The 25,250-nt window shown below is 66.7% G+C and carries 26 protein-coding genes; 7 read left to right on the forward strand and 19 right to left on the reverse strand.

From position 1 onward, the window contains the following. Positions 1-5: 5 nt before the first annotated feature. From BMZ69_RS08420 to ruvA, 7 genes are all read right to left on the reverse strand, one after another. Entirely contained in the window at positions 6-458 is a 453-nt protein-coding gene (locus BMZ69_RS08420; protein WP_092156111.1) for a DUF2852 domain-containing protein, read from the reverse strand. A gap of 157 nt (positions 459-615) precedes the next feature. After that, positions 616-1,263, reverse strand: a complete 648-nt coding sequence (locus BMZ69_RS08425) for a TetR/AcrR family transcriptional regulator (RefSeq protein ID WP_092156112.1) — start codon at positions 1,261-1,263, stop codon at positions 616-618. 57 nt (positions 1,264-1,320) lie between these two features. Next, positions 1,321-1,728: a tol-pal system-associated acyl-CoA thioesterase gene (gene ybgC / locus BMZ69_RS08430; RefSeq protein WP_092156113.1), complete on the reverse strand. Its 408-nt coding sequence runs from the start codon at positions 1,726-1,728 to the stop codon at positions 1,321-1,323. A gap of 328 nt (positions 1,729-2,056) precedes the next feature. Next, entirely contained in the window at positions 2,057-2,560 is a 504-nt protein-coding gene (locus BMZ69_RS08435) for a DUF3828 domain-containing protein (protein WP_092156114.1), read from the reverse strand. 95 nt (positions 2,561-2,655) lie between these two features. Beyond that, positions 2,656-3,678: a Holliday junction branch migration DNA helicase RuvB gene (gene ruvB / locus BMZ69_RS08440; protein ID WP_092156161.1), complete on the reverse strand. Its 1,023-nt coding sequence runs from the start codon at positions 3,676-3,678 to the stop codon at positions 2,656-2,658. 23 nt (positions 3,679-3,701) lie between these two features. After that, positions 3,702-4,190, reverse strand: a complete 489-nt coding sequence (locus BMZ69_RS08445) for a GNAT family N-acetyltransferase (protein WP_092156115.1) — start codon at positions 4,188-4,190, stop codon at positions 3,702-3,704. After that, on the reverse strand, positions 4,187-4,804 hold the full coding sequence (gene ruvA / locus BMZ69_RS08450; protein WP_092156116.1) for a Holliday junction branch migration protein RuvA: 618 nt from the start codon (positions 4,802-4,804) through the stop codon (positions 4,187-4,189). The genes BMZ69_RS08445 and ruvA overlap by 4 nt, the downstream gene beginning before the upstream one ends. 91 nt (positions 4,805-4,895) lie before the next feature. Between ruvA and BMZ69_RS08455 the strand changes: the two genes are divergently transcribed. Beyond that, positions 4,896-6,107 (forward strand): NAD(P)/FAD-dependent oxidoreductase, encoded by a 1,212-nt coding sequence (locus tag BMZ69_RS08455; RefSeq protein ID WP_244543273.1) that lies wholly within the window; start codon positions 4,896-4,898, stop codon positions 6,105-6,107. Here the strand turns inward: BMZ69_RS08455 and ruvC are convergent. Further along, positions 6,089-6,607 (reverse strand): crossover junction endodeoxyribonuclease RuvC, encoded by a 519-nt coding sequence (ruvC, locus tag BMZ69_RS08460; RefSeq protein ID WP_092156117.1) that lies wholly within the window; start codon positions 6,605-6,607, stop codon positions 6,089-6,091. The genes BMZ69_RS08455 and ruvC overlap by 19 nt on opposite strands. A 228-nt stretch (positions 6,608-6,835) precedes the next feature. Here ruvC and BMZ69_RS08465 point away from each other — a divergent pair, with 228 nt between their 5' ends. Then, positions 6,836-7,615, forward strand: coding sequence for a sulfite exporter TauE/SafE family protein (locus BMZ69_RS08465; protein ID WP_092156118.1), 780 nt, complete (start codon positions 6,836-6,838; stop codon positions 7,613-7,615). 99 nt (positions 7,616-7,714) lie between these two features. Beyond that, the gene (locus tag BMZ69_RS08470) at positions 7,715-9,490 is read left to right on the forward strand and encodes a hypothetical protein (RefSeq protein WP_139219002.1); all 1,776 of its coding nucleotides are present in this window, start codon (positions 7,715-7,717) and stop codon (positions 9,488-9,490) included. Positions 9,491-9,499: 9 nt separating this feature from the next. On the opposite strand, the gene BMZ69_RS08475 is transcribed toward BMZ69_RS08470, so the two are convergent. After that, positions 9,500-10,243, reverse strand: coding sequence for a YebC/PmpR family DNA-binding transcriptional regulator (locus BMZ69_RS08475; RefSeq protein ID WP_092156120.1), 744 nt, complete (start codon positions 10,241-10,243; stop codon positions 9,500-9,502). A 179-nt stretch (positions 10,244-10,422) separates the two neighbouring features. Between BMZ69_RS08475 and BMZ69_RS08480 the strand changes: the two genes are divergently transcribed. Next, complete coding sequence (locus BMZ69_RS08480) at positions 10,423-11,775, forward strand: globin-coupled sensor protein (RefSeq protein ID WP_092156121.1); 1,353 nt, start codon at positions 10,423-10,425, stop codon at positions 11,773-11,775. Between the two features lie 79 nt (positions 11,776-11,854). Continuing rightward, positions 11,855-13,858 carry a PhoX family protein gene (locus BMZ69_RS08485; RefSeq protein WP_092156122.1) on the forward strand — a complete coding sequence of 668 codons (2,004 nt, stop codon included), beginning with the start codon at positions 11,855-11,857 and terminating at the stop codon, positions 13,856-13,858. Between the two features lie 220 nt (positions 13,859-14,078). Here BMZ69_RS08485 and fba read toward each other — a convergent pair whose 3' ends face one another. From fba to tkt, 7 genes are all read right to left on the reverse strand, one after another. Continuing rightward, complete coding sequence (gene fba / locus BMZ69_RS08490; RefSeq protein WP_092156123.1) at positions 14,079-15,161, reverse strand: class II fructose-bisphosphate aldolase; 1,083 nt, start codon at positions 15,159-15,161, stop codon at positions 14,079-14,081. Positions 15,162-15,254: 93 nt separating this feature from the next. After that, positions 15,255-15,515: a hypothetical protein gene (locus tag BMZ69_RS08495; protein WP_092156163.1), complete on the reverse strand. Its 261-nt coding sequence runs from the start codon at positions 15,513-15,515 to the stop codon at positions 15,255-15,257. A 54-nt stretch (positions 15,516-15,569) separates the two neighbouring features. Continuing rightward, positions 15,570-16,763 (reverse strand): phosphoglycerate kinase, encoded by a 1,194-nt coding sequence (locus BMZ69_RS08500; RefSeq protein WP_092156124.1) that lies wholly within the window; start codon positions 16,761-16,763, stop codon positions 15,570-15,572. 13 nt (positions 16,764-16,776) lie between these two features. Continuing rightward, complete coding sequence (locus BMZ69_RS08505) at positions 16,777-17,346, reverse strand: putative glycolipid-binding domain-containing protein (protein WP_092156125.1); 570 nt, start codon at positions 17,344-17,346, stop codon at positions 16,777-16,779. Next, positions 17,343-17,807: a hypothetical protein gene (locus tag BMZ69_RS08510; RefSeq protein ID WP_092156126.1), complete on the reverse strand. Its 465-nt coding sequence runs from the start codon at positions 17,805-17,807 to the stop codon at positions 17,343-17,345. The genes BMZ69_RS08505 and BMZ69_RS08510 overlap by 4 nt, the downstream gene beginning before the upstream one ends. Positions 17,808-17,877: 70 nt before the next feature. Further along, a complete protein-coding gene (gene gap / locus BMZ69_RS08515; RefSeq protein WP_092156127.1) occupies positions 17,878-18,888 on the reverse strand; it encodes a type I glyceraldehyde-3-phosphate dehydrogenase in 1,011 nt (336 codons plus the stop codon). Between the two features lie 108 nt (positions 18,889-18,996). After that, on the reverse strand, positions 18,997-21,000 hold the full coding sequence (gene tkt, locus BMZ69_RS08520) for a transketolase (protein WP_092156128.1): 2,004 nt from the start codon (positions 20,998-21,000) through the stop codon (positions 18,997-18,999). Between the two features lie 258 nt (positions 21,001-21,258). Here tkt and BMZ69_RS08525 point away from each other — a divergent pair, with 258 nt between their 5' ends. Both BMZ69_RS08525 and BMZ69_RS08530 read left to right on the forward strand, forming a co-directional pair. Further along, entirely contained in the window at positions 21,259-21,567 is a 309-nt protein-coding gene (locus BMZ69_RS08525; RefSeq protein ID WP_244543274.1) for a DUF4164 family protein, read from the forward strand. Further along, on the forward strand, positions 21,567-21,935 hold the full coding sequence (locus BMZ69_RS08530) for a cell division protein ZapA (protein ID WP_092156129.1): 369 nt from the start codon (positions 21,567-21,569) through the stop codon (positions 21,933-21,935). The genes BMZ69_RS08525 and BMZ69_RS08530 overlap by 1 nt, the downstream gene beginning before the upstream one ends. A gap of 63 nt (positions 21,936-21,998) precedes the next feature. Here BMZ69_RS08530 and BMZ69_RS08535 read toward each other — a convergent pair whose 3' ends face one another. The 3 genes from BMZ69_RS08535 to BMZ69_RS08545 are packed head-to-tail and all read right to left on the reverse strand — an operon-like array spanning position 21,999 to position 25,001. Further along, entirely contained in the window at positions 21,999-23,189 is a 1,191-nt protein-coding gene (locus BMZ69_RS08535) for an ABC transporter substrate-binding protein (RefSeq protein ID WP_092156130.1), read from the reverse strand. Between the two features lie 39 nt (positions 23,190-23,228). Next, positions 23,229-24,251 (reverse strand): N-acetylglucosamine-6-phosphate deacetylase, encoded by a 1,023-nt coding sequence (locus BMZ69_RS08540; RefSeq protein ID WP_092156131.1) that lies wholly within the window; start codon positions 24,249-24,251, stop codon positions 23,229-23,231. A 6-nt stretch (positions 24,252-24,257) separates the two neighbouring features. Then, positions 24,258-25,001, reverse strand: a complete 744-nt coding sequence (locus BMZ69_RS08545; protein ID WP_092156132.1) for a glucosamine-6-phosphate deaminase — start codon at positions 24,999-25,001, stop codon at positions 24,258-24,260. Positions 25,002-25,250 lie beyond the last annotated feature (249 nt).

The following is a 25,250-nucleotide window of genomic DNA, read 5'->3' on the forward strand; positions in this document are numbered from 1 at the left end:
GGCGATCAGGCGCTTTCGACAGTATCCGTGCCGCCGGTGCGACGGCGCTCGTTCATGAACTCGTCGAACTCGGCCTTGTCCTTGGCCATGCGCAGCCGGCCAAGGAAGTCATGGAACTCGCGCTGCTCGTCTTCGAGACGACGCAGCGTCTCGTCACGGTATTCGTCGAAGGCGCGGTTGCCGCTCGAGGACGGGCCGCGGCCCCAGCCGCCGAAACCGCCGCGGCTGCCCCATTGCTGGGCACCGCCCATGCGCTCACGCAGGCGCTCCATCTTGTCCTGCAGGCGATTCATCCGGTGCTCGTAGCGAGCCGGTCCGCAACCATGTCCCATGCGTCCACTCCAGAAAAGAAAGACCAGGGTCGCCAGACCCAGCGGCCAGAAGATGATGAAGCCGAGCACCGCGAAGGCGATCCAGGCTCCCTTTCCATATTCGTCAAGCTTCGCGACGATCGGCATCGATCCCTCTCGAACCTCAAATGGCAGCGGCGGATGCCGCGGCCGGCCAACCTCCCGATCGGCCCTCGCCGACCGTGTGAATGTAAATCACATTCACATATCTGGACGCAACCGCCAAGGTCTTCAAGACGGGTGGATGAAAAAATTCAGAAGGAGATCAGCCCGCCTGCTCGGGCGGCAGGCCCAAGCCCTTGAGATAGATCAGCATTCCCGCTTCGAGCAGGTCTGAAGCCGACATCGGCAGCGGTCGCCGGCCGGCATCGGCGCGGCCGAACAGGGCGGCGACGCCGTGCGACATCGCCCAGATATGCAGCGCCATCATCAGGGCCGGCGGCCGCTTGCCCTGCGGCAACGCCGCGATCAGCGTCTCGGCCGCTTGGCGCAATTGCTGGAAGGAGCGATCGGCGGCCGCGCGTAATTCGGGGCTGGCGTCGAGCGGAACACCCGCCTCGAACATCGCCGAATAGAAGGCCGGCTGGTCATGGGCGAAGGCGAGATAGGCCCGTCCGAGCCGGTGGAACGCCGTCTCGGCGTCTGGCTTGCCATTATCCCAAGCCTTGGCGAGCGCCGCCTCGAAGGCGGCGAAGCCGTGCACCGCGACATCGGCGAGCAGCTCATCACGATCGCGATAGTGCCGGTAAGGCGCCGCCGGGCTGACCCCGGCCATGCGCGCGGCCTCGGCGAAGGTGAAGCCGTTCGGCCCCTTCTCGCCGATCAGGCCGAGGGCGGCGCGCACCAGCGCCTCCTTGAGATTGCCATGGTGATAGCCCCGCGGCTGCTCGGGCTCGTTGCGTTTCCAGCTCATGTTACGGGCCCTAACATGGCGATCCGCCAGCGTCGATGCCAGCCGCGGCGGGTGCGATCATAGGATTTCGATACCGAGGCGATGCCTGAGCACAACCGGGATGCGCCGGGCCTTGCCGCCGCCGACGCAGGCGACCTTGACCTGTGCCGTGACCAGCACCTCCTCGCCACGCAGGATGCGCTGGTCGAGCTCCATGGTGGCGCCGCGCGCCAGCGTCGGCCTGGTCTCGATGGTCAGGAGATCGTCCATCACCGCCGGCCTGACGAAATCGATCAGCATGCGCCGGACCGCGAAGCCGAGCGCCGCGTCGCCGTCGAAGAGCTCGCGCTGCTCGATGCCGAGCGCCCGGATCAATTCGGTGCGGCCGCGCTCCATGAAGCGCAGATAGGAGGCGTGGTAGACGACGCCGGAGAAGTCGGTGTCCTCGTAATAGACACGGACTGAGATCGCGTGGGCGCCGGCCATGGTCGTCCTTCTGCAGGTTGGCGGGCGATCATTAGACCGGCCTGCCCCACACGAACAACCCGGAATGCCGGCCGGAACCGCATGCGGCTCGCTCCGTTTCCGCTAGAGAGCAAGACGGAGACAGCAATGCGCAAACTGAAGCAAGCCACCCAGCGCGAGAAGACGCGCCGGGCGTTGAGGGAGCAAAAGGAGGCGGACGCAACGAGCCGCGACCGGTCTGCGTCGAAGCCTATGAAAGCCAGCGCACGAAGCGGCGCTTCAGTGCCGAGACGAGCGGCCGAGAAGGCCGGCTCTCCCAGCCACAAGGCCACGCTGCACTGAGCCGTGGTCAGCGCTTGCAGGGCTTGCCCATGAACGAGCCACAATCATAGGGCTGCGACAGACCACGGCGGACCGAGTCCTTGCCCGTTCCGATATCGTCGATGCGCCAGCCGCCGCCTTCCTCGACCATGCGGAACGGCACCGACATCGTCTTGCCGAAGCTGCGGAAGCTCGCGATCACTAGCGCCTTGCCGCCGGCCGGCGCCTGCGTGACCGTGACCTTGAGGTTTTTCACCTCGCCGTCCTGCCCCTGGATGAATGGATCGGCCCCAATATGGCCGATATCACCGCTCTCGTCCTGATAGCGATCGTCGCGGGCGAACAGCGCCGCCAGGCTCTTGCTCATCAGCGCATCGCGATGCGGCGGCCGCCAGGGCGGCTCGCCACCGCCGTCCAGGGTCTTCTGCGTGACTTGATAGGCCTTGCGCACCGTGGCGTCGGGCGTGGGTTCGGCGGCAAAGCCCGCCACAGTAACCAGCATCAGGCCGGTGGCCACTAGCGCAGATCGCATATCGTCTCTCCCGGTACCGCCTGATCGACCTCGATGACAACACGACGGAGCGAGAGCCGCATCATCCAAATGCGGGGCAACACGATCGAGCGGCCTCAGTCCTCGTCCCCGTCCCCGAACAGGCCGAACTGCGCGCCCTCCCGGTTCGGCTCGGGCATGCCGAGATGCCTAAAGGCATGCGGGGTCAAAAGGCGGCCGCGCGGCGTTCGCTGGATGAAGCCCTGCTGCAGCAGGAAGGGCTCGATGATCTCCTCAATCGCGTCGCGCGGCTCGGAGAGCGAGGCGGCGATGGTCTCGATCCCGACCGGGCCGCCACCGAAATTGATCGCCACCGTCGTCAGGTAGCGCCGGTCCATCTGGTCGAGGCCGATCGCATCGACATCGAGCAGGCCGAGCGCCTTGTCGGCGACCTTGCGGGTGACGATCGCATCGCCATCGACGATGGCGAAGTCGCGCACGCGCCGCAGCAGCCGACCGGCGATGCGCGGCGTCCCGCGGGACCGGCGCGCGATCTCGTTGGCGCCGTCGTCAGACATCGGCACGCCAAGCACCCGCGCCCCGCGCGCAACGATGCCCTGCAATTCCTCGACCGTGTAGAACTGCAGGCGGATCGGAATGCCGAAGCGGTCGCGCAGCGGCGTCGTCAAAAGGCCGGCGCGGGTAGTGGCGCCGACCAAAGTGAACTTCGGCAGGTCGATCTTGACCGAGCGCGCCGCCGGCCCCTCGCCGATGATCAGGTCGAGCTGGTAGTCCTCCATCGCCGGATAGAGGATCTCCTCTACCGCCGGGTTGAGGCGGTGGATCTCGTCGATGAAGAGCACGTCGCGCTCTTCGAGATTGGTGAGCTGCGCCGCAAGATCGCCGGCCTTGGCGATCACCGGCCCCGAGGTCGAACGGAAGCTGACGCCGAGCTCGCGCGCCACGATCTGCGCCAAAGTCGTCTTGCCGAGGCCGGGCGGGCCGACGAACAGGACATGGTCGAGCGCATCGCCGCGGCTTTTGGCGGCATTGATAAAAACTTGAAGATTCGCGCGCGCCGCCGCCTGCCCGGTGAAATCGGCGAGCGACAGCGGCCGCAGCGAGGCGTCGCTGTCGTCGTCGCGCTTGTCCGCCGTCATCAGGCCGGGACGCTTCGGCTCACTCACAACTCGATCTCCAGCTCCAGCGCATCATGCACCGGGATGTCCTGGTAGCCGGTCTTGATGATCGTCGGAACCATCGCGCGATAGGCGTCGATCGCCTCGATATAGAGGCCGGAGAAGCGGAAGCCGTGCTTCTGGTAGAACACCAGGGCCGGCATGTTGTCGTTGGTCAGCATCGCCCTGAGCTTGCGCGCGCCGGCCGCCTTCGCCGCGGCCTTCACCGCCTCCAGCATGCGCGAGGCCGCGCCCTCGCCCGGCTTCAGCGAATGCAGCGCACACAGCACCGCGATATCGCCGTCACGCGCCCAGCTCGCAACAGCCAGCAGGTCGCCCTCGGCCGTGAACATCCCCATCAAGGGCAGTTCGGCGCAGTCATAGAGCTTCGAGCCGATCATCATGCGATGCGAGCCCCAATGCCGCATCATCAGCAAAAGGAACGCCGTCTTGTCGGCGATCTCGCGGAAGATCACCGCCGGTCCCTTCCTCATTTCGCCAGCTCCTTCAGGCCGAGCCGGATCAATTGCGCCGTGCCGGCGCCCTCCCCGGCCTCGCGCGAGGCGGCCGCGACCGCCGCCACGGCCTGCGCCTGCGGATAGCCGAGATTGGTCAGCGCCGAAACGGCGTCCGCCACCGGCTGCGGCAGCCTTTTGTCTTCCAGCGCGCCGGAGAGCTGCGCCAGTGCCGGGTCGACATGGCCGAAGGCCGGCGCCTTGTCCTTGAGCTCGGCGCAGATGCGCTGCGCGAGCTTGGGGCCGACGCCCGGCGCGCGCGCCACCGCCGCCTTGTCGTTGCTGGCGATCGCGGTCGCGAGCGCACCGGGCTCGAGCGTCGAGAGGATGGCGAGCGCGACCTTGGCGCCGACGCCCTGCACCATCTGCATCAGCCGGAACCAGTCGCGCTCGGTATCCGACAGGAAGCCGTAGAGCCGGATCGCGTCCTCGCGGACATGGGTCTCGATCGACAGTGCCGCCGCCTCGCCGGGCTTCGGCAGGCGCTGCAGCGTGCGCGAGGAGCACTGCACGACATAGCCGACGCCCTGCACGTCGACGATGACATGGTCCTCGCCATACGAATCGATGAGGCCCTTGAGCTTTCCGATCATGCCTCCTGTTAGCACGGCGGCAGCCGGCCGCCAGACCGGATCAATCAGGGCGGCCGCGCGTTCTCCACCGACGAGTTGGGGGAGCATCCACGTGCTGACGAAACAACGAGATCTGCGGACCGGTCGCTCGGTCTGGCAGGGCGAGCGACCACCGCGCTTTCCGAGGCACGAGATCACATCGGATACGCAAGCCGACGTCGTCGTCATCGGCGCCGGCATCTCCGGCGCGATGCAGGCCGACGTGTTGAGCGCCGCCGGTTTCGACGTACTGGTGGTCGACCGACGCGGCCCGATCCGCGGTTCGACGCCGGCCAGCACCGCCCTGCTGCAATACGAGATCGACCAGCCGCTGACGAAGCTGACGCGCCAGATCGGCGAGGAGGCAGCGATCCGCGCCTGGCGCCGCTCGCGCCTCGCCGTCGACGGGCTGGGGGCGCGGATCAGGGCGCTGTCGATCGCGCCCGTCACCCGCCGCGACTCGCTCTACCTGGCCGGCGACGTGCTCGATGCCGATGCCCTCGCGCGGGAACACGAAGCCCGCCGCCGCGCCGGGCTGGAGACCGCGTTCCTTGACGCCGCGGCGCTGAAGGAACGCTTCGGCATCGAGCGCCCCGCTGCGCTACTCGGCTACGACAACCTCGAAGCCGATCCGGTCGTGCTCGCTTCCGGCTTCCTGCGTGCCGCGCTCGCGAGAGGCGCCCACCTCGCCTGGCCGGTCGAGATCGTCGACCTCGATGCGAAACCGCGCTCGGTCAGCCTGCGCACCCGCGAGGGCCATCGCATAAGCTGCCGCCACCTCGTCTTCGCGACCGGCTACGAATTGCCGTTCGGACAGATGCCCAAGGGGCATGAAGTGCTTTCGACCTGGGCGCTGGCCACCGCGCCTCAGAAACGTAGCCTCTGGCCACGGTGCTGCTTCATCTGGGAGGCGTCCGACCCCTATCTCTACATGCGTACGACCCCCGACGGCCGCATCATCTGCGGCGGCGAGGACGAGGATTTTGTCGATGAAGACAAGCGCGACGCGCTGATGGGGGAGAAGACGAAAGCCATCCAGCGCAAGCTCGGCAAGCTTCTGCCCGGGATATCGACCGAGGCCGATTATACCTGGACCGGCACCTTCGGAGCATCGACGACCGGCCTGCCGACCATCGGTAAAATGCCGGATCTCAGGAATTGCTGGGCCGTGATGGGTTTCGGCGGCAACGGCATCACCTATAGCCGCATCGGTGCCGAAATCATCTGCTCCGGCCTCCTCGGCAAGGGCGACCCGGATGCCGAGCTCTACGCCTTCCGCAATTGATACTGTGCCAGAAGCGCCCGGGCGCCGCGGTGCTGGGCATGGCAGATCGCGACGGCGAGCGCGTCGGCCGCGTCGGCGCTGCGTGTCTCGGCCCTGGGCAGCAGCACGCGGATCATCGCCTGCACCTGCTTCTTGTCGGCATGGCCGACGCCGACCACGGTCTTCTTGACCAGATTGGCGGCGTATTCGGCAACGTCGAGTCCGGCCAACGCCGGCACGACCAGCGCGATGCCGCGCGCCTGGCCGAGCTTCAGCGCCGATTGCGGATCGCGATTGACGAAGGTCTCCTCGACCGCGACCTCCTGCGGCTGATGCCGCGAGATCACGCCGGCGATGCCCTCGTGCAACTGCTTGAGGCGGTCGGCGAGCGGCTGCTTCTCGTCGCTCTCGACCACACCGCAGGCGACGAAGGAGAGCTTGGTGCCCTCGCTGACGACGAGGCCCCAGCCGGTCTTCCTGAGACCGGGATCGAGGCCGAGAATGCGAATCGGATCGGACATCGGCGCAGACTAGAGCGTTTCCGCAATTCTTCGAATCGCGGAAATGGTCTAGTTCCTTGTTTTATCGCATTTTCTTCGCGCGAACCGGTGTCCACTTCGCTCCAAGATGCTCTAGATGATTTCAGGCGGGGCGGATGGATGAACGAGGCTCATCGCTGCCATCACAGCGACGGGGGTTGATCGCTCGCCTTGCAGCGTGAAGGAAAGACAATCCTTTCCGGCCGCGCGATGACCGATCTCGTTCCCCTGCTCTTTCCCGATGTCACGCCCCAGGGCATCGCCGTTCTCCTCGGCGCGACCCTGCTCGGCGGACTCGTGCGCGGCTTCACCGGATTCGGCTTCGCCATGGTGTTCATGCCGCTGGCCTCGATCGTGCTGGGCCCGGTCGCCGCGCTCGGGCTGATCTGGATGATCGACCTGCCCTTCGCCTTGCCTCTGGCGGCGCGCTCGGCCAAGCGGGCGGAATGGCGCGAGGTCATCCCGCTGATGATCGCCGCGACGCTGGCCCTGCCGCTCGGCATCGCCCTGCTCACCTGGCTCGATCGGCAGACGATGCGCTGGCTTCTCGCGCTGCTCGTGCTCGCGACCGTGGCTCTGCTGGCCTCGGGCTGGCGCTACCACGGCAAGCCCGGCATCCCGCTTTCGCTCGGCGTCGGCGCGGCCTCGGGCCTGTGCAACGGGCTCGCCAGCATCGGCGGCATGCCGCTCGCCGTGTTCTGGCTCGGCGCCCAGCGCAACGACCGGCACAAGACCCGCGCCAACATGCAAACCTATTTCGGATTGAGCACGATCGTCAGCGGCACGATCCTGGCACTGAAGGGCATCATCACCCTCACCTCGGCGCTGATGGCATTGCCGCTCTTCGCCGTCTACGGCGCCGGCCTCTGGCTCGGCACGCACGCCTTCGGCATCGCCTCCGAGCAGACCTTCCGCCGCATCGCCTATCTGACGATCTTCCTCAGCGCGCTCGTCAGCCTGCCACTCTGGGATGCGCTGCTGCAGCGTTGACGTCGCCGAGCCTGCTCCTGGACCCGAATTCTGTCCCCGCAGCACGCAATGGCTGTAGTATGACGCTACGGCACATCCTGCAGCGGGAGCGGAATGGCGATGAGCACGAGCACCGACACGACCTCGCAAGCCGGGCAGAGAAACCCGGCGAGCTACACCGCGGTCGTCTATTTCCACGGTATGGGCAGCCAGCGTCGCTACGAGGAAACCAGTCACCTCGTCGACCAGATCGACCGTCATCTCGGCAACCGGGCACGAGCCGGCGACCAGCAGGGGCAGATCCGCGGCATCAAGGCGCGTATCGAGCCGCTGCACCCGAAGCTCGGCGAGCCCGGCACCATCAGCTATGTCAAGGCGAGGCTGCTCGACCCTCCGATCGAGCCCGACAATCGCTCGCTCCGCTTCTACGAGGTCTATTGGGCGCCGATCATGGCGGAGCAGAAATCGCCCTGGGGCGTGCTGAAATGGATCTTCCGCCAGCCTTTCCGCCCGCTCGACACCTTGAACTCGCCCTGGCGCGAACGTCAGCGGCTGCGCCGCGCGGTGCTCGCCGCCATGTTCGAAGGGGAGCATGCAACAGCGACACCGGAGCAGAAGCAGGACTATCGCGACCTGCTCGAGCTCTATGACGATTTCGACCGCGAGGATCAGAGATTTCCGGCCGGCAGCTTCGACGATTTCCTCGCCTTCGTCCGCGAGCATCCCTCGGTCGCTCCCGATGCCGGCGTGCGTCTTCAGCTTCTGGCCCGGCGCTGGCAGTCGCAATACCGGCAGGACGAGGTGCGCAATGCCGTCCTGCTCGCGACCATGGCGCTCGCCCTGCTGCTTCTCGGCGGCGGTGCGTTGCTCGGCATCTTCGTCGCGCTCAAGGCCGTGCTCGGCCTGGAGCTGGTGCCACAATCCGCCCTGCCCTTCGCGGCTGACTGGAAGAGCGTGCTCGCAGTCGCGGGTTTTCTCGCCGCCGCGCTCGGGCTGACGCGCTTCCTGTCGGATTATATGGGCGACGTTCAGGCCTGGGCGACTTATGAGGAAACCGATGCCAAGCACATGGCGCGCAGCAAGGTGCTCGATCGCAGCCTGGAGGTGCTGAGCCATGTCCTACTGGACGATGCCTGCACGCGTGTCGCGGTCGTCGCGCACAGCCTCGGCACCAGCGTCGCCCATGACGCCCTGCTCGCGCTGAGCCGGCGCAACCGCGCCTACAATCCGGCCGACCCGATGACCGGCATGGTCGATCTCGGCAAGATCGAGCATTTCGTCACCATGGGCAGCCCGATCGACAAGATCGAGTATTTCTTCGAGAGCTATGTCTCGAACTCGCACCGCTACAAGCGGGTCGTCGAGGATCTGCGCGGCGACATCGGCACCGAGCCGTTCAAGCACAACACCAAGCCGTTCATCCACTGGATCAACTTCTGGGACGAGGGCGACCCGATCAGCGGCCCGCTGCATTCGCCGGCCAGCGCGAAGGACTTCGCCCAGCGCGTCGACAACATCCATGTCGCGAGCTACCGCTTCCCGATGCCGGCGGCCTCGCATGCCGGCTATTTTCATCACCGCACGGTGATCGACTGCCTGTACCGGGTGATCGGCCTGCGCGCGGCCTCGTTCCAGACCCTGACGCTGCCGGGGCCGAAACAGCAATATCCCTATGAGAGCGTCTATCTGGGTCCGGGCGAGCGGCTGGGCGCCCGCATGCCCTTCATGGTGATGGCGCTCGCCATTCCCTGGCTCGCGCTTCTCGCCATCGTGCTGGGCCTGCTCGGCGCCGCGCAGCTCGCCTTCGCGGCCGGCGGTCTCGGCGTGACCTTCCTCGTGCTGCTCGCGATCGGGCTGATCGCCAGCCGCGCCAAGGGCCACCTTATGCCGATATAGCGGCTCGCCTCAGCCGAGCTTGGCCATGATGTCGTCGGCGATCTCGAAATTGGCGAAGACGTTCTGGACGTCGTCGTCATTGTCGAGCGCTTCCATCAGCTTCATCATCGACGCCGCCTTCTCCTCGTCGAGCGGCGTCGTGGTCGTCGGCCGCCAGACCGGCTTGGCCGAGGCCGGCGCACCGAGCGAGGCTTCCAGCGCCTTGGAGACCTCGTTCAGGGCGTCGAAGGCGCACAGGATGGTGTGGCCGTTCTCATCCGAGATCACATCGTCGGCGCCGGCCTCGATCGCCGCCTCCATCACCTTGTCGGCATCCCCGGCCTCCGGCGGATAGCTGATCTCGCCGACGCGGTTGAACATGAACGAGACCGAGTTGCTCTCGCCGAGCGCCCCGCCGGACTTGGTGAAATAGGAGCGGACGGCGGAGGCGGTGCGGTTGCGGTTGTCGGTCAGCGCCTCGACGATCACGGCCGTGCCGCCGGGGCCGTAGCCCTCATAGCGGACCTCGTCATAGTTCTCGCTGTCGCCACCGAGCGCCTTCTTGATGGCGCGCTCGATGTTGTCCTTGGGCATGTTCTCGGCTCGCGCCGCCAGCACGGCCATGCGCAGGCGAGGATTCATGTTGGGGTCGGGCATGCCCATCTTGGCGGCGACGGTGATTTCACGGGCCAGCTTCGAGAACAGCTTGGAGCGCACCGCATCCTGCTTGCCTTTGCGGTGCATGATGTTCTTGAACTGTGAATGGCCGGCCATACGCCCTGATCTCCGCTGTTTCGCCCGCGCGGCTTATACTCAGCCGGCTCGCTGCGAGGCAAGCGCAGCGGCGGGGTTTCCAATCTACTCGCGCCCCGCCTCATGCTTAAGCGTTTCTTCGCGAACTACCCGCAAGGTTCCGGAGAGAACCATCGGCAGAAGCGAACCCAGCGCGCACCATGAACAATGCCATCGTCGAGCATACAGCGCGCCTGCGGACCTTCCGGATCGACGCTACCGACATCCGCCTGCTGCGGCAGCAGGCGGAGTTCGGGCGCCGGCGCCTGCCGACCCTGCTGCCGGAATTGCATGAGCAGTTCGAGGCCTGGCCTGAGATCCTGCGGGCGATGCAGCGGCCGGACGTGCATGAACTCCGGCTCGCGCACTGGATCAGGCTGGTCTCGGGCGAATTCGAGGACGGCTTTCTGGAGTCGGCACATGCCCTCGCCAGTGCCTTCAACGACAATGGCGTTCCAGCCCATGCCGTCGCGATCTGCCACGCCATCGTCAGTAATGCGATCGGCGCCGAGCTCGGCCTGCTGCGCGACGGCCTCGCCAGGCTCAGCCACATCTGGCAGGCCAAGGAATACAATCGGCGTATCGCGCTGCGCGCCGCCTTGCAGAAGGCGGTGCAGCTCGATCTCGAACTGCTGCTCGAGACCTATGCCCACGTCCAGCGCCAGAGCCGCGAGCGCATCCAGCACGAAATCTCGGCCTTCCAGGTCACGGTCCGCGACGTGGTCGGTGCCGTCACCGGCAGCGCCCGCGTCGTCGAGGAGATGGCGCACACGATGAATGGTGTCGTGAAGGAAACCGGCCTGCAGGCTGTCGCCGCCGCGCGAGCCTCGGACGAGGCTTCCGACAATGTCGCCAGCGTCGCCAGCGCTACCGAGGAGCTTTCCGCCTCGCTTAGCGAGATCTCCGGCGAGGTCGCCCGCGCCACGACCAAGGCTCACGATGCCAGCAATGCGGCACTCCGGACCGAGGCGATCGTCAAGGGCCTGGCGCAGTCGGCGCAGACGATCGGCTCGATCGTTGACCTGATCCGCGACATTGCCGCGCAGACCAATCTGCTGGCGCTCAACGCGACCATCGAAGCGGCCCGGGCCGGCGAAGCCGGGCGGGGCTTCGCGGTGGTCGCGCAGGAGGTGAAGCAGCTTTCAGCGCGCACCGCCAGGGCCACCGACGAGATCGCGGCCCAGGTTCCGGCCATGCAGGCGGCGACGCAGGAGGCCGTCGAGGCGATCGAGAGCATCGTCGGCTTCGTCGGCGACATGGACCAGACGACGCTGACGATCGCGAGCTCCGTCGACGAGCAGCGGGCAGCCACCCAGGAGATCGCCCGCAGCATCAGCTTCGCCTCGCAAGGCACGCAGGAAGTCGCGCAGGCCATCGCCAGCGTCAACGACTCCGCCCAGGCCGCTGGCATGGGCGTCGACGAGATGCTCGGCCTCGCCCAGGCCTTGACGCGCCAGGCCGAGACCCTGACCGAAGCCTTCGAGAACCTGACGAAACAGAACCGCGCCGCCTGACCATTGTCCGTCACCTACCTGTCAAGCACGGCTCTTAATTTTGAGTCATTCTAACTTTGACGACAGGACGGGGCCGGCCATGACCAACGAGACGCAATACGAATCCACCTTCGGTGCCAGCATGCTCGAGCATGACGATGCGCCGCCGCAGAACCACTCCGCCAACCCGACCATGGGCGAACTGATCGGTCAGCGCTTCTCGCGCCGTGGCCTGCTCAAGGGCGCCCTCGCCGTCTCCGCCATCTCCGCAACGGTCGGCGCGGCCGCGCTGGCTACTGCCGAGGAGGCCAAGGCCCAGGCGAAGGGCTCCGCTTTCAGCTTCAAGGAAGTCGAGGCCGGGGTCGACGCCGACCACCATGTCGCGGAGGGCTATCAGGCCGACGTGTTGCTGCGCTGGGGCGACCCGCTCTTCCCCGACGCGCCGGCCTTTGACCCGACGAAGCAGACGGCCGAGTCCCAGGCCAAGCAGTTCGGCTACAACAACGACTTCGTCGGCTACCTGCCGGTGCCGGGAGCGGCCGACCCGTCGGCCCATGGCGTGCTCTTCGTCAATCACGAATACACCAACCCGCATCTGATGTTCCCGGGCGTCGTTGAGATCAAGGACGGCAAGCCGGTGATGAAGAACGCGACCCCGGAGCGTTTTGCGATCGAGGCGATGGCGCATGGCGCGACCGTCGCCGAAATCCGCAAGACCGACGGCAAATGGGCGCTGGTGAAGAATTCCAAGTATAATCGCCGCATCACGGTCGCCACCGAGATGCAGCTCTCCGGCCCTGTCGCCGGTTCCGATCGCGTCAAGACCAATGCCGATGCCAGCGGCCGCAAGGTCTTCGGCACGCTGAACAACTGCTCGGGCGCGATGACGCCCTGGGGCACTTTCGTCTCCGGCGAGGAGAACTTCCACGGCTACTTCTCCGGCAAGCTGCCGGACGGCCACCGCGAGGAGGCCAATTACAAGCGCCTCGCCATTCCCTCGGCGCCCTATGCCTGGGGCCGCTTCGAGGAGCGCTTCGACCTCGCCAAGGAGCCGAACGAGGCCAACCGCTTCGGCTGGGTGATCGAGGTCGATCCGTTCGATCCGAACTCGGTGCCGAAGAAGCGCACCGCGCTCGGCCGCTTCAAGCATGAAGGCGCCGACAGCATCGTCGCCAAGGATGGCCGCGTCGTCGTCTATCTCGGCGACGACGAGCGCTTCGACTATGTCTACAAATTCGTCACCGCCGGCCGCTTCGATCCGAACAACCGGGCCGCCAATATGGACCTGCTCGATGCGGGCACGCTCCATGTCGCCAAGTTCGCCGCCGACGGCACGGTCGAGTGGCTGCCGCTGGTCTTCGGCCAGGGTCCGCTCACGGCCGCCAACGGCTTCGTAAGCCAGGCCGACGTGCTGATCGAGAGCCGCCGCGCCGGCGACCTGCTCGGCGCCACCAAGATGGACCGGCCGGAGGACATCACCCCGAACGGCGTCAACGGCCGCGTCTATGTGATGCTGACCAACAACACCAACCGCAAGGAAGACCAGGTCGACGCCGCCAATCCGCGCGCCAAGAACGCCTTCGGCCACATCATCGAGATCATCGAGGATGGCGGCGACTTCACCGCGACCAAGGGCAAGTGGGAAGTGCTGCTGAAATGCGGTGATCCTTCCGTCGCCGCCGTCGGCGCCAGCTTCTCGACCGAGACCAGCAAGGATGGCTGGTTCGGCATGCCGGACAATGCGGTGGTCGATTCCGCCGGCCGGCTCTGGGTTTCGACCGACGGCAACGGCCCGCAGGAGACCGGCCGCACCGACGGCCTCTGGGCGGTCGACACCGAAGGCGAGGCGCGCCGCACCTCGAAGCTGTTCTACCGCGTGCCGCATGGCGCCGAGCTCTGCGGACCCTGCTTCACACCGGACGACACCACCGCCTTCGTCGCCGTCCAGCATCCGGGCGACGACGGTCCGGACTGGCCGGCCTTCGGCCGTCGTTCCTATTACGAGGATCTCTCGACCCGCTGGCCCGACTTCAAGCCGGACATGCCGACGCGTCCCTCGGTGGTGGCGATCACCAAGCGCGGCGGAGGCAAGATCGGCGTGTGAGCGAAGCCGTCATGGTCGGGCTTGCCCCGACCATCTCTTGAAATGGAAACGCCCGGCGAAGTGCCGGGCGTTTTGCTTTTGGCTGCCATGCCGCTCCGCCGTCATGCTCGCCCTTGTGGCGAGCATCCACGTCTTGAACACCGAACTCGATCGGCGAAGCGAAGACGTGGATGGTCGGGACAAGCCCGACCATGACGGATGCCGCAGCTTCAGCGGGTGATCACGCCGCCTTCTTGGCGCCGAAGGTCGGGTCGAGCTCGCCCTTGGCGTAGCGCTTGGCCATGTCGGCCAGCGTGATCACGCGCTTGATCTTCGAGGCCTGGCCGGCGGTGTTGAACTCTTCCAGCCGCTTCTTGCAGAGCGCGGTCATCGCCTCCATCGCCGGCTTCAGATACTTGCGCGGGTCGAACTCGCCGGGATGCTCGGACAGGATCTTGCGGATCTGGCCGGTCATCGCCATCCGGTTGTCGGTGTCGATGTTGATCTTGCGCACGCCGTGCTTGATGCCGCGCTGGATCTCCTCGACCGGAACGCCCCAGGTCTGGGGCATCTTGCCGCCATACTGGTTGATGATGTCCTGCAGGTCCTGCGGCACCGAGGAGGAGCCATGCATGACGAGGTGCATGTTCGGCAGCTTCTTGTGGATCTCCTCGATGACATGCATCGCGAGGATCGCGCCGTCGGGCTTGCGGGTGAACTTGTAGGCGCCGTGCGAGGTGCCCATGGCGATGGCGAGCGCGTCGACCTTGGTCTCGGCGACGAACTTCACCGCCTCGTCCGGATTGGTCAGGAGCTGGTCGTGGCTGAGCTTGCCCTCGAAGCCGTGGCCGTCTTCCTTCTCGCCCTCGCCGCTTTCGAGCGAACCGAGCACGCCGAGTTCGCCCTCGACCGAGATGCCGCCGAGATGGGCCATGTCGGTGACGGTCCTGGTCACGCCGACATTGTAGTCCCAGTCGCCGGGGGTCTTGCCATCGGCCTTGAGCGAGCCGTCCATCATCACCGAGGTGAAGCCGGCCTGGATCGCGGTCATGCAGGTCGCCGGCTCGTTGCCATGGTCGAGATGCACGCAGACCGGGATATGCGGATAGATTTCGGTGACCGCGTCCATCATGTGCTTGAGCATGATGTCGTTGGCGTAGGAGCGCGCCCCGCGCGAGGCCTGGATGATCACCGGCGCATCCGTCGCGTCCGCCGCGGCCATGATCGCGAGCGCCTGCTCCATGTTGTTGATGTTGAAGGCCGGAACGCCGTAGTCGTTCTCGGCGGCATGGTCGAGCAATTGGCGAAGCGTGATGCGGGCCACGATGATCCTCCGGTTGGGCTCTGCTTTATCCGGAGGGTTTAGAATCGAACTGTGGCGGACGCAAAGCGAAACCCGCTGAAAACGTGAACGCGCTCAGCGCAGTCGTGCTTCGACAGCCGCCATCCGGTCCTCCAGCTTGACGATACGGTCGATCTCGAGCTGGTTCAGGCGCTCCTCGTAGACGCCTGCCGCCCCGCGCATCATCACCAGCATGGCGGCCGTGTTACGGCGCTCCTGCTTCTGGATGGTTTCGAGACGATCGAGGCGTTCCGTCACATCGCGACGGAACGCGGCAAGGTCTTCCTGAATTTTCATCAGGATCTGCGGAACGACGCCTTTGATGTTCTCGCTCATGCACGAGAACATAGCATAAACATCACTGCGCTCAACCGCAGGCTGCGCCGCCGCTCAACCCTTCCGCAGCGCCTCGACGCCCGGCAGCGCCTTGCCTTCCATCCATTCGAGGAAGGCGCCGCCCGCGGTCGAGACGTAAGTGAGGTCCTCGGCGACCTCGGCGTGGTTCATCGCCGCGACCGTGTCGCCGCCGCCGGCGACAGCGACGAGCTTGCCGTCCCGCACCCGCTCCGCCACCGCCTTGGCGACAGCGACGGTCGCCGTGTCGAAGGGCGGTAGCTCGAAGGCGCCGAACGGCCCGTTCCAGACCACGGTCTTCACGCTGTTGAGCTTGAGCACGACCTCGGCGACGCTGAGCGGGCCGGCGTCGAGGATCATCTCGTCGGGCCCGACCTCGTTGATCGAGACGACACGATGGCCCGGATGCGCCTTGAACTCGCGCGCCACCAGCGCATCGACCGGCAGGATGATCTCGCAGCCGGCCGCCTTGGCCTTGGCCTCGATCTCGCGGGCGGTATCGGCGAGATCGTGCTCACAGAGCGACTTGCCGACATTGACGCCGCGGGCGGCGAGGAAGGTGTTGGCCATGCCGCCGCCGATGACGAGCACATCGACCTTCTGCACCAGGTTCCCCAGCAGTTCGAGCTTGGTCGAGACCTTGGCGCCGCCGACGATAGCCATCACCGGGCGGGCCGGGTTGTCGAGGCCAGCCGAAAGCGCCTCCAGTTCGGCCTGCATGGTGCGCCCGGCATAGGCCGGCAGCAGATGCGCCAGCCCTTCGGTCGAGGCATGGGCGCGGTGGGCGGCCGAGAAGGCGTCGTTGACATAGAGATCGCCATTGGCGGCGAGCGCCTTGACGAACTCGGGGTCGTTCTTCTCGTCGCCGGCGTGGAAGCGGGTGTTCTCGAGCAGCAGGATTTCGCCGTTCTTGGCGGCGGCGATCGCCTTCGGCGCCTCCTGGCCGATGCAGTCGCCGACGAAGATCACCGGCTGGCCAAGCGCATGCGCCAAGGCCGGCACGACCTGCCTGAGGCTGTTCTTCTCGTCGCGGCCCTTCGGCCGGCCGAAATGGGCGAGCAGGATGACCTTACCGCCCTTCTGCGCGATCTCGCGGATCGTCGGCAGGATGCGGTCGATGCGGGTGGTGTCGGTGACCCTGCCCTCCTCCATCGGCACGTTGAGATCGACGCGGACGAGGACACGCTTGCCGGCGAGATCGGCGTCGTCGAGGGTGCGGAAAGCGGGCATGGAGAGTGCTCTCTTACAGGCGTTGAAACAGACAGGGATAATCCATGACGAGGCCGTCCTCGTCGACCGGAAGCTCGGCGGTGAAACTGCCATCGGCGGTCTCGAACCGGAAGAGCCTCGGTGCGAGGCAAGTGTAGATCTGCTCGGTGACGAATGGCTCGAAGCTGTCGAACGGTACGAACAGCATGGCGATATGCCGGTGCTGGCCGGGCTCCAAAGCCAGGCGTCGGATCGGCAGCGTGTTGGTGAAGGGCGTGGCGGAGAGGTCGATGTCGATACAAGCATCGAACGCCGGCGGATGGCCACGCTCGCTATCGTGCCAGGCGCCATCGCGCCGGGCCATGGCGAGCCGACGGCCGTCGGTCGTCGCGATCTCGAAGGAGCGCACCGTGAAATCAGCATTGCAAGCGATGCGATAGGTCGCACCGAAGCGGCTCCCGTCGCGCTCGCCGACCAGGACGGCATCGGCGCGAAGGCCGTTGGCCTCCGCGCGCAAGGTCAGATGTTCGAGCACACCGCCTTCCAGCGCCCGCCAGCGGACACTGCGCCCGTCCGCGAGATCGGCGGGCGGGCAGAAGCTCATCGCGGCAGGATCGGCGGCAGCACGCCGGGAACGCCGCTCTTCAACACGATCACCGTCAGGATGACGGTCAGCACCGCCGTGACGATGCCGGTGAGCAGCAAGGCGCCGAAGCGCGGGGTCGAATTGACACGCTGGCGCAGGGCCGAGAGTTCCTCGCGCAGGCCGGCGAAGTCCATCGTGCCAGCAGCGAGATCGACCTTCTGGGCGCTGCGCTCCAGCGAGGCCTCGGCGCGGGTCAGCACCGCCTCGTAGCGCGCGAACTTCTCCTCGATCCGCGCAGCCTTCTCCTCGATGCGCGAAAGCTGATCGAGCTTGCGCGGGTCGCTGGCAGCAGCGGGCTCGGCCGGCTTCGCCTCGGAGGCGCGGGCCGCGGCGATCTCGGCCATGCTCGGGGCCGGCGGCACGATCACGGCCTCGGTAGGCGTGGTCGGCGTGGCGACGGTCGGCTCGATCTTGTTCATTGCGCGGTCCGTTCCTCGGCGGCGTGGGCGCGGCCGCACCGGATGGGCACGGCCGCAGCGATTGTATGGATCAGATCAGCTTCGCCATGGCGACGGCGGTGTCGCTCATGCGGTTCGAGAAGCCCCACTCATTGTCGTACCAGGACATGACGCGCACGAACTTGTCGTCCATGACCTTGGTCTGGTCGAGCGCGAAGGTCGACGAGGCCGGATCGTGGTTGAAATCGATCGAGACGTTGGGCTGGTCGGTGACGGCCAGGATGCCCTTCAGCGCGCCGCGCTTGCTCGCCTTGACGATGGCGTCGTTGATCTTCTCGACCGTGGTCTTGCGCTTCGAGATGAACTTGAAGTCGACGACCGAGACGTTCGGCGTCGGCACGCGCACCGAGGTGCCGTCGAGACGGCCCTTGAGCTCGGGGATGACGAGGCCGATCGCCTTGGCGGCGCCGGTCGAGGTCGGGATCATCGACATCGCGGCGGCGCGGCCGCGGTAGAGATCCTTGTGCATCGTGTCGAGCGTCGGCTGGTCGCCGGTATAGGCATGGATCGTGGTCATGAAGCCCTTGTCGATGCCCACGGCGTCATGCAGCACCTTGACCACCGGCGCGAGGCAGTTGGTCGTGCAGGAGGCGTTGGAGACGACGATGTGGTCCTTGGTCAGGGCCTCGTTGTTGACGCCATAGACCACGGTCAGGTCGGCGCCGTCGCAGGGGGCCGAGACCAGCACGCGCTTGGCGCCGGCGGCGAGATGCGCGGCCGCCTTGTCGCGGGTGGTGAAGATGCCGGTGCATTCCAGCGCGATATCGACACCGAGCGCCTTGTGCGGCAGATCCTTGGGGTCGCGGATCGCGGTCACCTTGATCGGGCCGCGGCCGACATCGATCGTGTCGCCGGAGACGGTGACCGTGCCGGGGAAGCGGCCGTGCACGGAATCGAAGCGGAAGAGATGGGCGTTGGTCTCGACCGGGCCGAGATCGTTGATCGCCACGACCTCGATGTCCTTGCGCTTCGACTCGATGATCGCGCGCAGCACGTTGCGCCCGATACGGCCGAAGCCGTTGATCGCCACCTTGACCGTCATCTCAATCCTCTCCTTCGCCGTTTGCCGGCGCAGCCGGCGTCATTCACGCGGGCAAATCGGCCAAACCAAGGCGGAACGCAAGGGCAGGCCTTAAAAATTTGAGACGGCTCAGCCGTTGTGACGCTTGATCGCCGCCTCGGCCACCGCCTCCGGCGTGATGCCGAAATGCTTGTAGACCTCCTTGTAGGGGCCGCTCGCCCCGAAGGAAGACATGCCGACGAAGCCGCCGTCGGCGCCGATCACGCCATCCCAGCCGAAGCGCACGGCCGCCTCGACCGCGATCTTGATCGGCGCATCGCCGATGATCCCTGCCTTGGTCGCCTCGTCCTGCTCAAGCAGTGCTTCCAGCGAGGGCACCGATACGACGCGGGCGCGAATGCCCTTATCGGCCAGGAGCTTGCGGGCAGCGACTGCGATCTCGACCTCGGAGCCCGAGGCGAAGAGCGAGACCTGCGCCTTGCCGCCTTCAGCCGCCAGCAATTCATAGGCGCCCTTGGCCGAGCGGTTCGTCGCCGAGGCGTCGGTGCGCACGGGCGCCAGGTTCTGGCGCGAGAGCGCCAGCACGGTCGGCCCGTCGGTGCGCTCCAGCGCGATCTGCCAGGCTTCGGCCGTCTCGATCGCATCGGCGGGTCGCAGCACGCGCATGTTCGGCATGGCGCGCAAGCTGGCGATCTGCTCGACCGGCTGGTGGGTCGGCCCGTCCTCGCCGAGGCCGATCGAATCATGGGTCATGACATAGACGACCGGCAGGCCCATCAGCGCCGCGAGCCGCATCGAGGGGCGGGCATAGTCGGCGAAGACCAGGAAGGTGCCGCCGGCGGTGCGGAAACCGCCATGCAGGGTGATGCCGTTCATCGCCGCGGCCATGCCGTGCTCGCGGATGCCGTAGCGGACATAGCGGCCCTTCGGGGTCTTCGGCGTGAAGTCCTCGGCCGCCTTCGTGCGCGTGTTGTTGGACGGCGTGAGGTCGGCCGAGCCCATCACCAGCTCCGGCATGACCGGCGCGATGGCTTCGAGCGCCAGCTCCGAGGCCTTGCGGGTCGCGACCGTGACCGGGCTCGCAGCCAGCGCCTTCTTATGGGCGACCAGCGCCTTGGCGAGCTTGGCCGGCACGGTATGGTTCAGGCGTCGCTCGAACTCGCTGCGCTTGCGCTCGGACAAAGCCGCCAGGCGCGCATTCCACTCCTTGCGCTCGGCGAAGCCGCTGGCGCCAAAGCCGCGCCAGGCCGTGAGCACGTCGGCGGCGACCTCGAACGGCCCGCCGGTGATGCCGAGCGCCTTCTTGGCGGCGGCGAGCTCGTCGGCGCCGAGCGGCTCGCCATGCGCCTTGGAGGTGCCGGCCTTCTTCGGCGCGCCGAATCCGATCACGGTCTTGCAGGCGATCAGCGTCGGCTTGTTCGACTTCTGGGCACGGCGGATCGCCGCCTCGATCGCGTCGGGATCATGCCCGTCGACGCGTTCGGCCTTCCAGCCGCAGGCCTTGAAGCGCGCGACCTGATCGACCGAGTCGGAGATCGAGAGCGGCCCGTCGATCGAGATGCCGTTGTCGTCCCAGAGCACGATCAGCTTGTTGAGCTTCTGATGGCCGGCGAGCGCGATCGCCTCCTGGCTGATGCCTTCCATCAGGTCGCCGTCGGAGGCGAGGACATAGGTCTTGTGGTCGACCAGCTTCTTGCCGAATTCGGCGGCGAGCATGCGCTCGGCCATCGCCATGCCGACGGCGGTGGCGAGACCCTGGCCGAGCGGGCCGGTGGTGGTCTCGACGCCGGCGGTCATGAAGTTCTCGGGATGGCCCGGCGTCTTCGATTCGAGCTGGCGGAATTTCTTGAGGTCGTCGAGCTCCATGCCAGGCGTGCCGGTGAGATAGAGCAGCGCGTAGATCAGCATCGAGCCATGGCCGGCCGACAGCACGAAGCGGTCGCGATCGGGCCAGCGCGGCTCGGCCGCATCGTATTTCAGGATGCGGGTGAACAGCACGGTCGCGACGTCGGCCGCGCCCATCGGCAGGCCGGGATGGCCGGACTTGGCCTGCTCGACGCCGTCCATGGCGAGGGAGCGGATGGCGTTGGCGAGCCGCTCGTGCTGGGCGCGGTCGATCGCAGGCGTCGTCATGGAATTTCTCCGGCGAAGGCGGAACGAGGCTCGCGCCGAAGCTGGCCGGCGACGAGCAGCGAACTCTTGAGAAAAAGGTCGCGCGTTCGATAGGCCGCCCGCTCAAGCGGAGTCAATTCGCCTGCAAGGACGCAGATATCGAGTTTTCCCCACGCTTCGCTCGGACCGCACCGGCCAAAGCGCTTTCCACGGAGATATTTGTTAATCTACGCTTCCGAATCGGATGAGCCGGCTTCCCCGGCACGCAAAGGAAGAAGCGTGGCGTCTCCAGCACTGGATCACGCCCTGTCGCGCCTCGAAGGCGCGCTCGGCCAACTCGAAGCGGCCGCCCGCAGGCGGCTCGAGGTCGAGCGTGGCCGCGCCAATCTCGAAACCGAACTCACCCTGATGCAGGATGACCGGGCCCGCCTCGCGGTCGAGCTCGATGGCGCCATGGCCCGGATCGGCCAGGTCGAGGGCGTCGCGCAGGAGGTCGACCGCAAGCTCGACCGCGCCATGACGGCGCTCGCCGAGGTGATCGCGCGCGTCGAAGCCCACCCCGAGGAAGAAGCCGAGCAGGACGCCTGATGCCCCAGGTCAACGTCACCATCTCCGGCAAGGCCTACCGCATGGCCTGCGGCGAGGGCGAGGAGCCGCATCTGGAGGCGCTCGCGCAGCTCTATGACGGCAAGATCGAGGAGATGCGCCAGGCCTTCGGCGAGATCGGTGACATGCGCCTGCACGTCATGGCGGCGCTGATGGTCGCCGACGAGCTCAGCGAGCTGAAGAAGAAGGTCGAGACGCTCGAAGGCCGGCTGCAATCGCTGCAAGGCGATGCGGGCTTCGCCGACCAGCGTGCCGGCGAGGTCGAGGAGAAGGCTGCCGCCGCCCTCGTCGCGGCGGCCGAACGCATCGAGAGCGTGGCGAAGAGCCTGCTGCCGACTCAGGCGGGATAGGCAGCGCCTCATCCCGCCCCGGGGCGGTGCCGTCCTGGCCTGCCGGGCCAAGACGGCGGAGCATCATTTCGCCCGCTTCGCTCCGACCAGCTCGTCCCACTTCCTGAAGGCGACGACCATCTTGTCGGGCTTCAGCGGCAGTTCGATCGGGTTGTTGGCGATGAGGTCGGCATATTCCGGCCGGCCGAACTCGGCGATGACCTTCTGGCTCGATTCCGGCGCCAGCGAGAGCGGCACGTTCTTCACCGCCGGGCCGGGATAGAGATAGCCCTCGTCATAGGAATAGGCCTGCATCTTCGGCGTCAGCACATGCGCCATGATGTCGAGAACGACGGCGAGCCGGTCATTGGGCAGGCCCTTGGGCACGCACATGAAGAAGGCGTCCGAGACCCAGTGGAAGCCCTTCAGCGTCTGGATCTTCGCTTCCTTCGGCACGATGCCGAGCGCGCGCGGATTGATGTCCCAGCCGGTGGTCGTGATGATGATGTCGCGCGAGCCGTCACCGAACTCCTTCATCGTCGCGCCGGTGCCGGCCGGATAGTACTCGATGTACTGGCCGAGCTCCTGCAGATAGGCCCAGGTCTTGTCCCAGCCGCCGACCGGGTCCTGCGGGTCCTTGTCGCCGAGGAGATAGGGCAGGCCCATCATGAAGGTGCGGCCCGGGCCGGAATTGGTCGGGCGGGCATACATGAACTTGTTCGGATTGGCCTTGGCCCAGGCGAGCAGTTCCTCGGCCGTGGTCGGCGGGGTCTTGACCCGGTCGGGCATGTATTCGAGCAGCGGGCCGGAGGGGTAGTAGTTGACGACGACGCCGAAGCCGTCGCCCTGCGCCTTGTGCAGGTTGAGCGCGGCCGGCTCGTAATTGGCCTCGATGTTCGGGAACTTGTCGGCGAAATCGGGCAGGATTTTCTGCCAGAGCTTCTGCTCGAGGCCGGCGGCGAGGCCGTCACTGCCGGTCAGGATCAGGTCGAGATCGACCTTGCCGGCGCCCTGTTGCGCCTTGAGCTTGCTGGCGAGCTCGGGCACAGGCGCCTTCACGAAGGCGATGCGCGAGACCAGCTTGGGATTGGCAGCGCGGTAATCCTCGAACGCCTTCTGCATCAGCGCGAGCGCGCCGCCGACATCCATGACGCTGATCACGACCGGGCTGGTCGGCAGCGGCGGCGAGGCGGCGAGCGCCGGCCCGCCCGCTGCGAGTGCGCCGAGGCCACCGAGCACGGTGCGGCGGTCGATACCCTTGAGATGCTTGGTCATTGCCTTCCCCTCTTGTTGTCGCGCCGCTGGTGGCGGCGTTCATGCGTCGTAATGGCGTTCCTGATCGGCGAGGCGGACGCGCCGGACGAAAAGCTCATCCGACCACTCGACCTTCCCCTCGGCAAGCGTAATGCCATGCGCGAACAGGGCCGGCCGGATCGCGGCAAGGGCATGGTCGGAGGCCATGGCGAAAGCCTGCTCGGGCGTCGCGATGCCCCAGGCGACGACATTGCGCACCGCCTCGTCGAGGCAGAGCGCCGAGCCGGCGAGCAGCCCTTCCTCCTGCCGCACCGAACCATCGGGCATCCTGTCGACCGCCATGCCGGCGAAGTGGTAGCGGCCGATCGGCGCCGCGGCCGCCACCACCGCATCGGTGACGAGGATCGAGCGCTCGAAACCCTTGGCCCGGATCAGCGCGGCGAGCGCCTTGGGATGGACATGGATGCCGTCGGCGATGAAGCCGGCCATCAGCCGGTCCTCCGCGAGCTGGGCGAAGATCGGGTTGGCGAGCTTGTGCAAGGTCTGCGGCAGGCCGTTGCCGAGATGGGTCGAGAGCGAGAGGCCGGCATCGGCTGCGGCGGCGACCTGATCGAAATCGGCCGCTGAATGGCCGATGGCAACGATCTTGCCGGCATTGGCCAAAGTCTTGGTCAGAGCGAGCGCTCCTTCGCGCTCGGCGGCGAGCGTCACCATCAGGATCGGCCGTGACAGGTCGCGCTCGGCCTCGGCGATCAGCTCGGGCCGCGCCGCCGTCATGGCCTGCGGCGGATGGCAGCCATGGTAGCCCGGCGCCGGGTTCAGGAACGGGCCCTCGAGATGATAGCCCGGGCACATCAGGGGCCCGAGCCGGCTCTCGGCGACGGCTTTGTCCAACGCCTGGAAGCGCTCGACCAGCTCGTGCGGATGGGCAGTGATGATCGTCGGCAGGCAATGCGTCACGCCGCTCGCGAGCATCGCCTCCAGCGCCCGGTCGAGATCGGCCGGAGTGATCGCCGGATCGTTGAAGTCGACGCCGGCGAAGCCGTTGACCTGGAGATCGACGAGGCCGGGCGAGACGGGCATCGCCGCTCAGCCCTTGTTCAGCAGCGAGGCGGCCGGCGGATCGAGGAAGAGCACCGTATTGGGATGGCGCTGCAGGATCGAGGCCGGGTGCAGCGGCGTCACGTCGCCTTCGAGCGCATCCTTCACCGCCTGCGCCTTGCGCGCGTCCGGCACCGACAGCACAATCAGCTCGCTCTTCAGGATCTGGCGGATGCTCATCGAGATCGCCTGCTCCGGCACGGCTTCGAAGCTCTCGAACCAACCCTCGCCGAACTGCTGGTTGCGGCAGGCCTCGTCGAGCGTGACGACGATGTACGGCTCCTCGGTCTCGAAATCGGCCGGCGGGTCGTTGAAGGCGAGATGGCAGTTCTCGCCAAAACCGGCGAAGCAGAGATCGATGCGGCGCCCGGCGATCAGCGCGTTGAGGCGCTGCGTCTCGGCAGTGGGATCGCCCTCGCCATTGACGAAGTTGAAGGCCGGCTTGACCGCGAGCGGCGCAAGGAAGCGCTCCCTGAGATAGCCGCGGAAGCTCGCCGGATGGCTCTCGGGCAGGCCGACATATTCATCGAGATGGAAAGCGGTGACCTTCGACCAGTCGATACCCTCGGCCACGACGAGGTTCTGCAGCATCTCGAACTGGCTCGCGCCGGTGGCGACGATGATCGTCGCCTCGCCGTGGCGGGTGATCGCGGCGCGGATCGCCTCGGCGCCGAGGGCGGCAGCCTGCTTGCCGAGCTCGTTCTTGTTCGGGGTGATACGGATATCGATCATGCTGCTCCTGCCCGGCACGACTGCGGTGGTGTTGGTACACTACCATACCAGATCTCAGCCTAGCATGAGCGCGCGGCGACGCACCTATCGAAGAGGTATGGCACGCCGCTGCCTTTTTGCGGGGTTTGCGCGTAGGAATTTGTATTCCCTCTCGGATTCCTCTGCGAAACGCGGCTGAGGCCGATTGTTTGGGGTGCTGGTTTGGTGGGCGGTCTTCAGCGGCTGGCTTGGAGGGCTCGCAGTCGGCCC

The sequence above is a fragment of the Allobosea sp. CRIB-10 genome, from assembly GCF_900112185.1.
GTDB lineage: Bacteria > Pseudomonadota > Alphaproteobacteria > Rhizobiales > Beijerinckiaceae > Allobosea.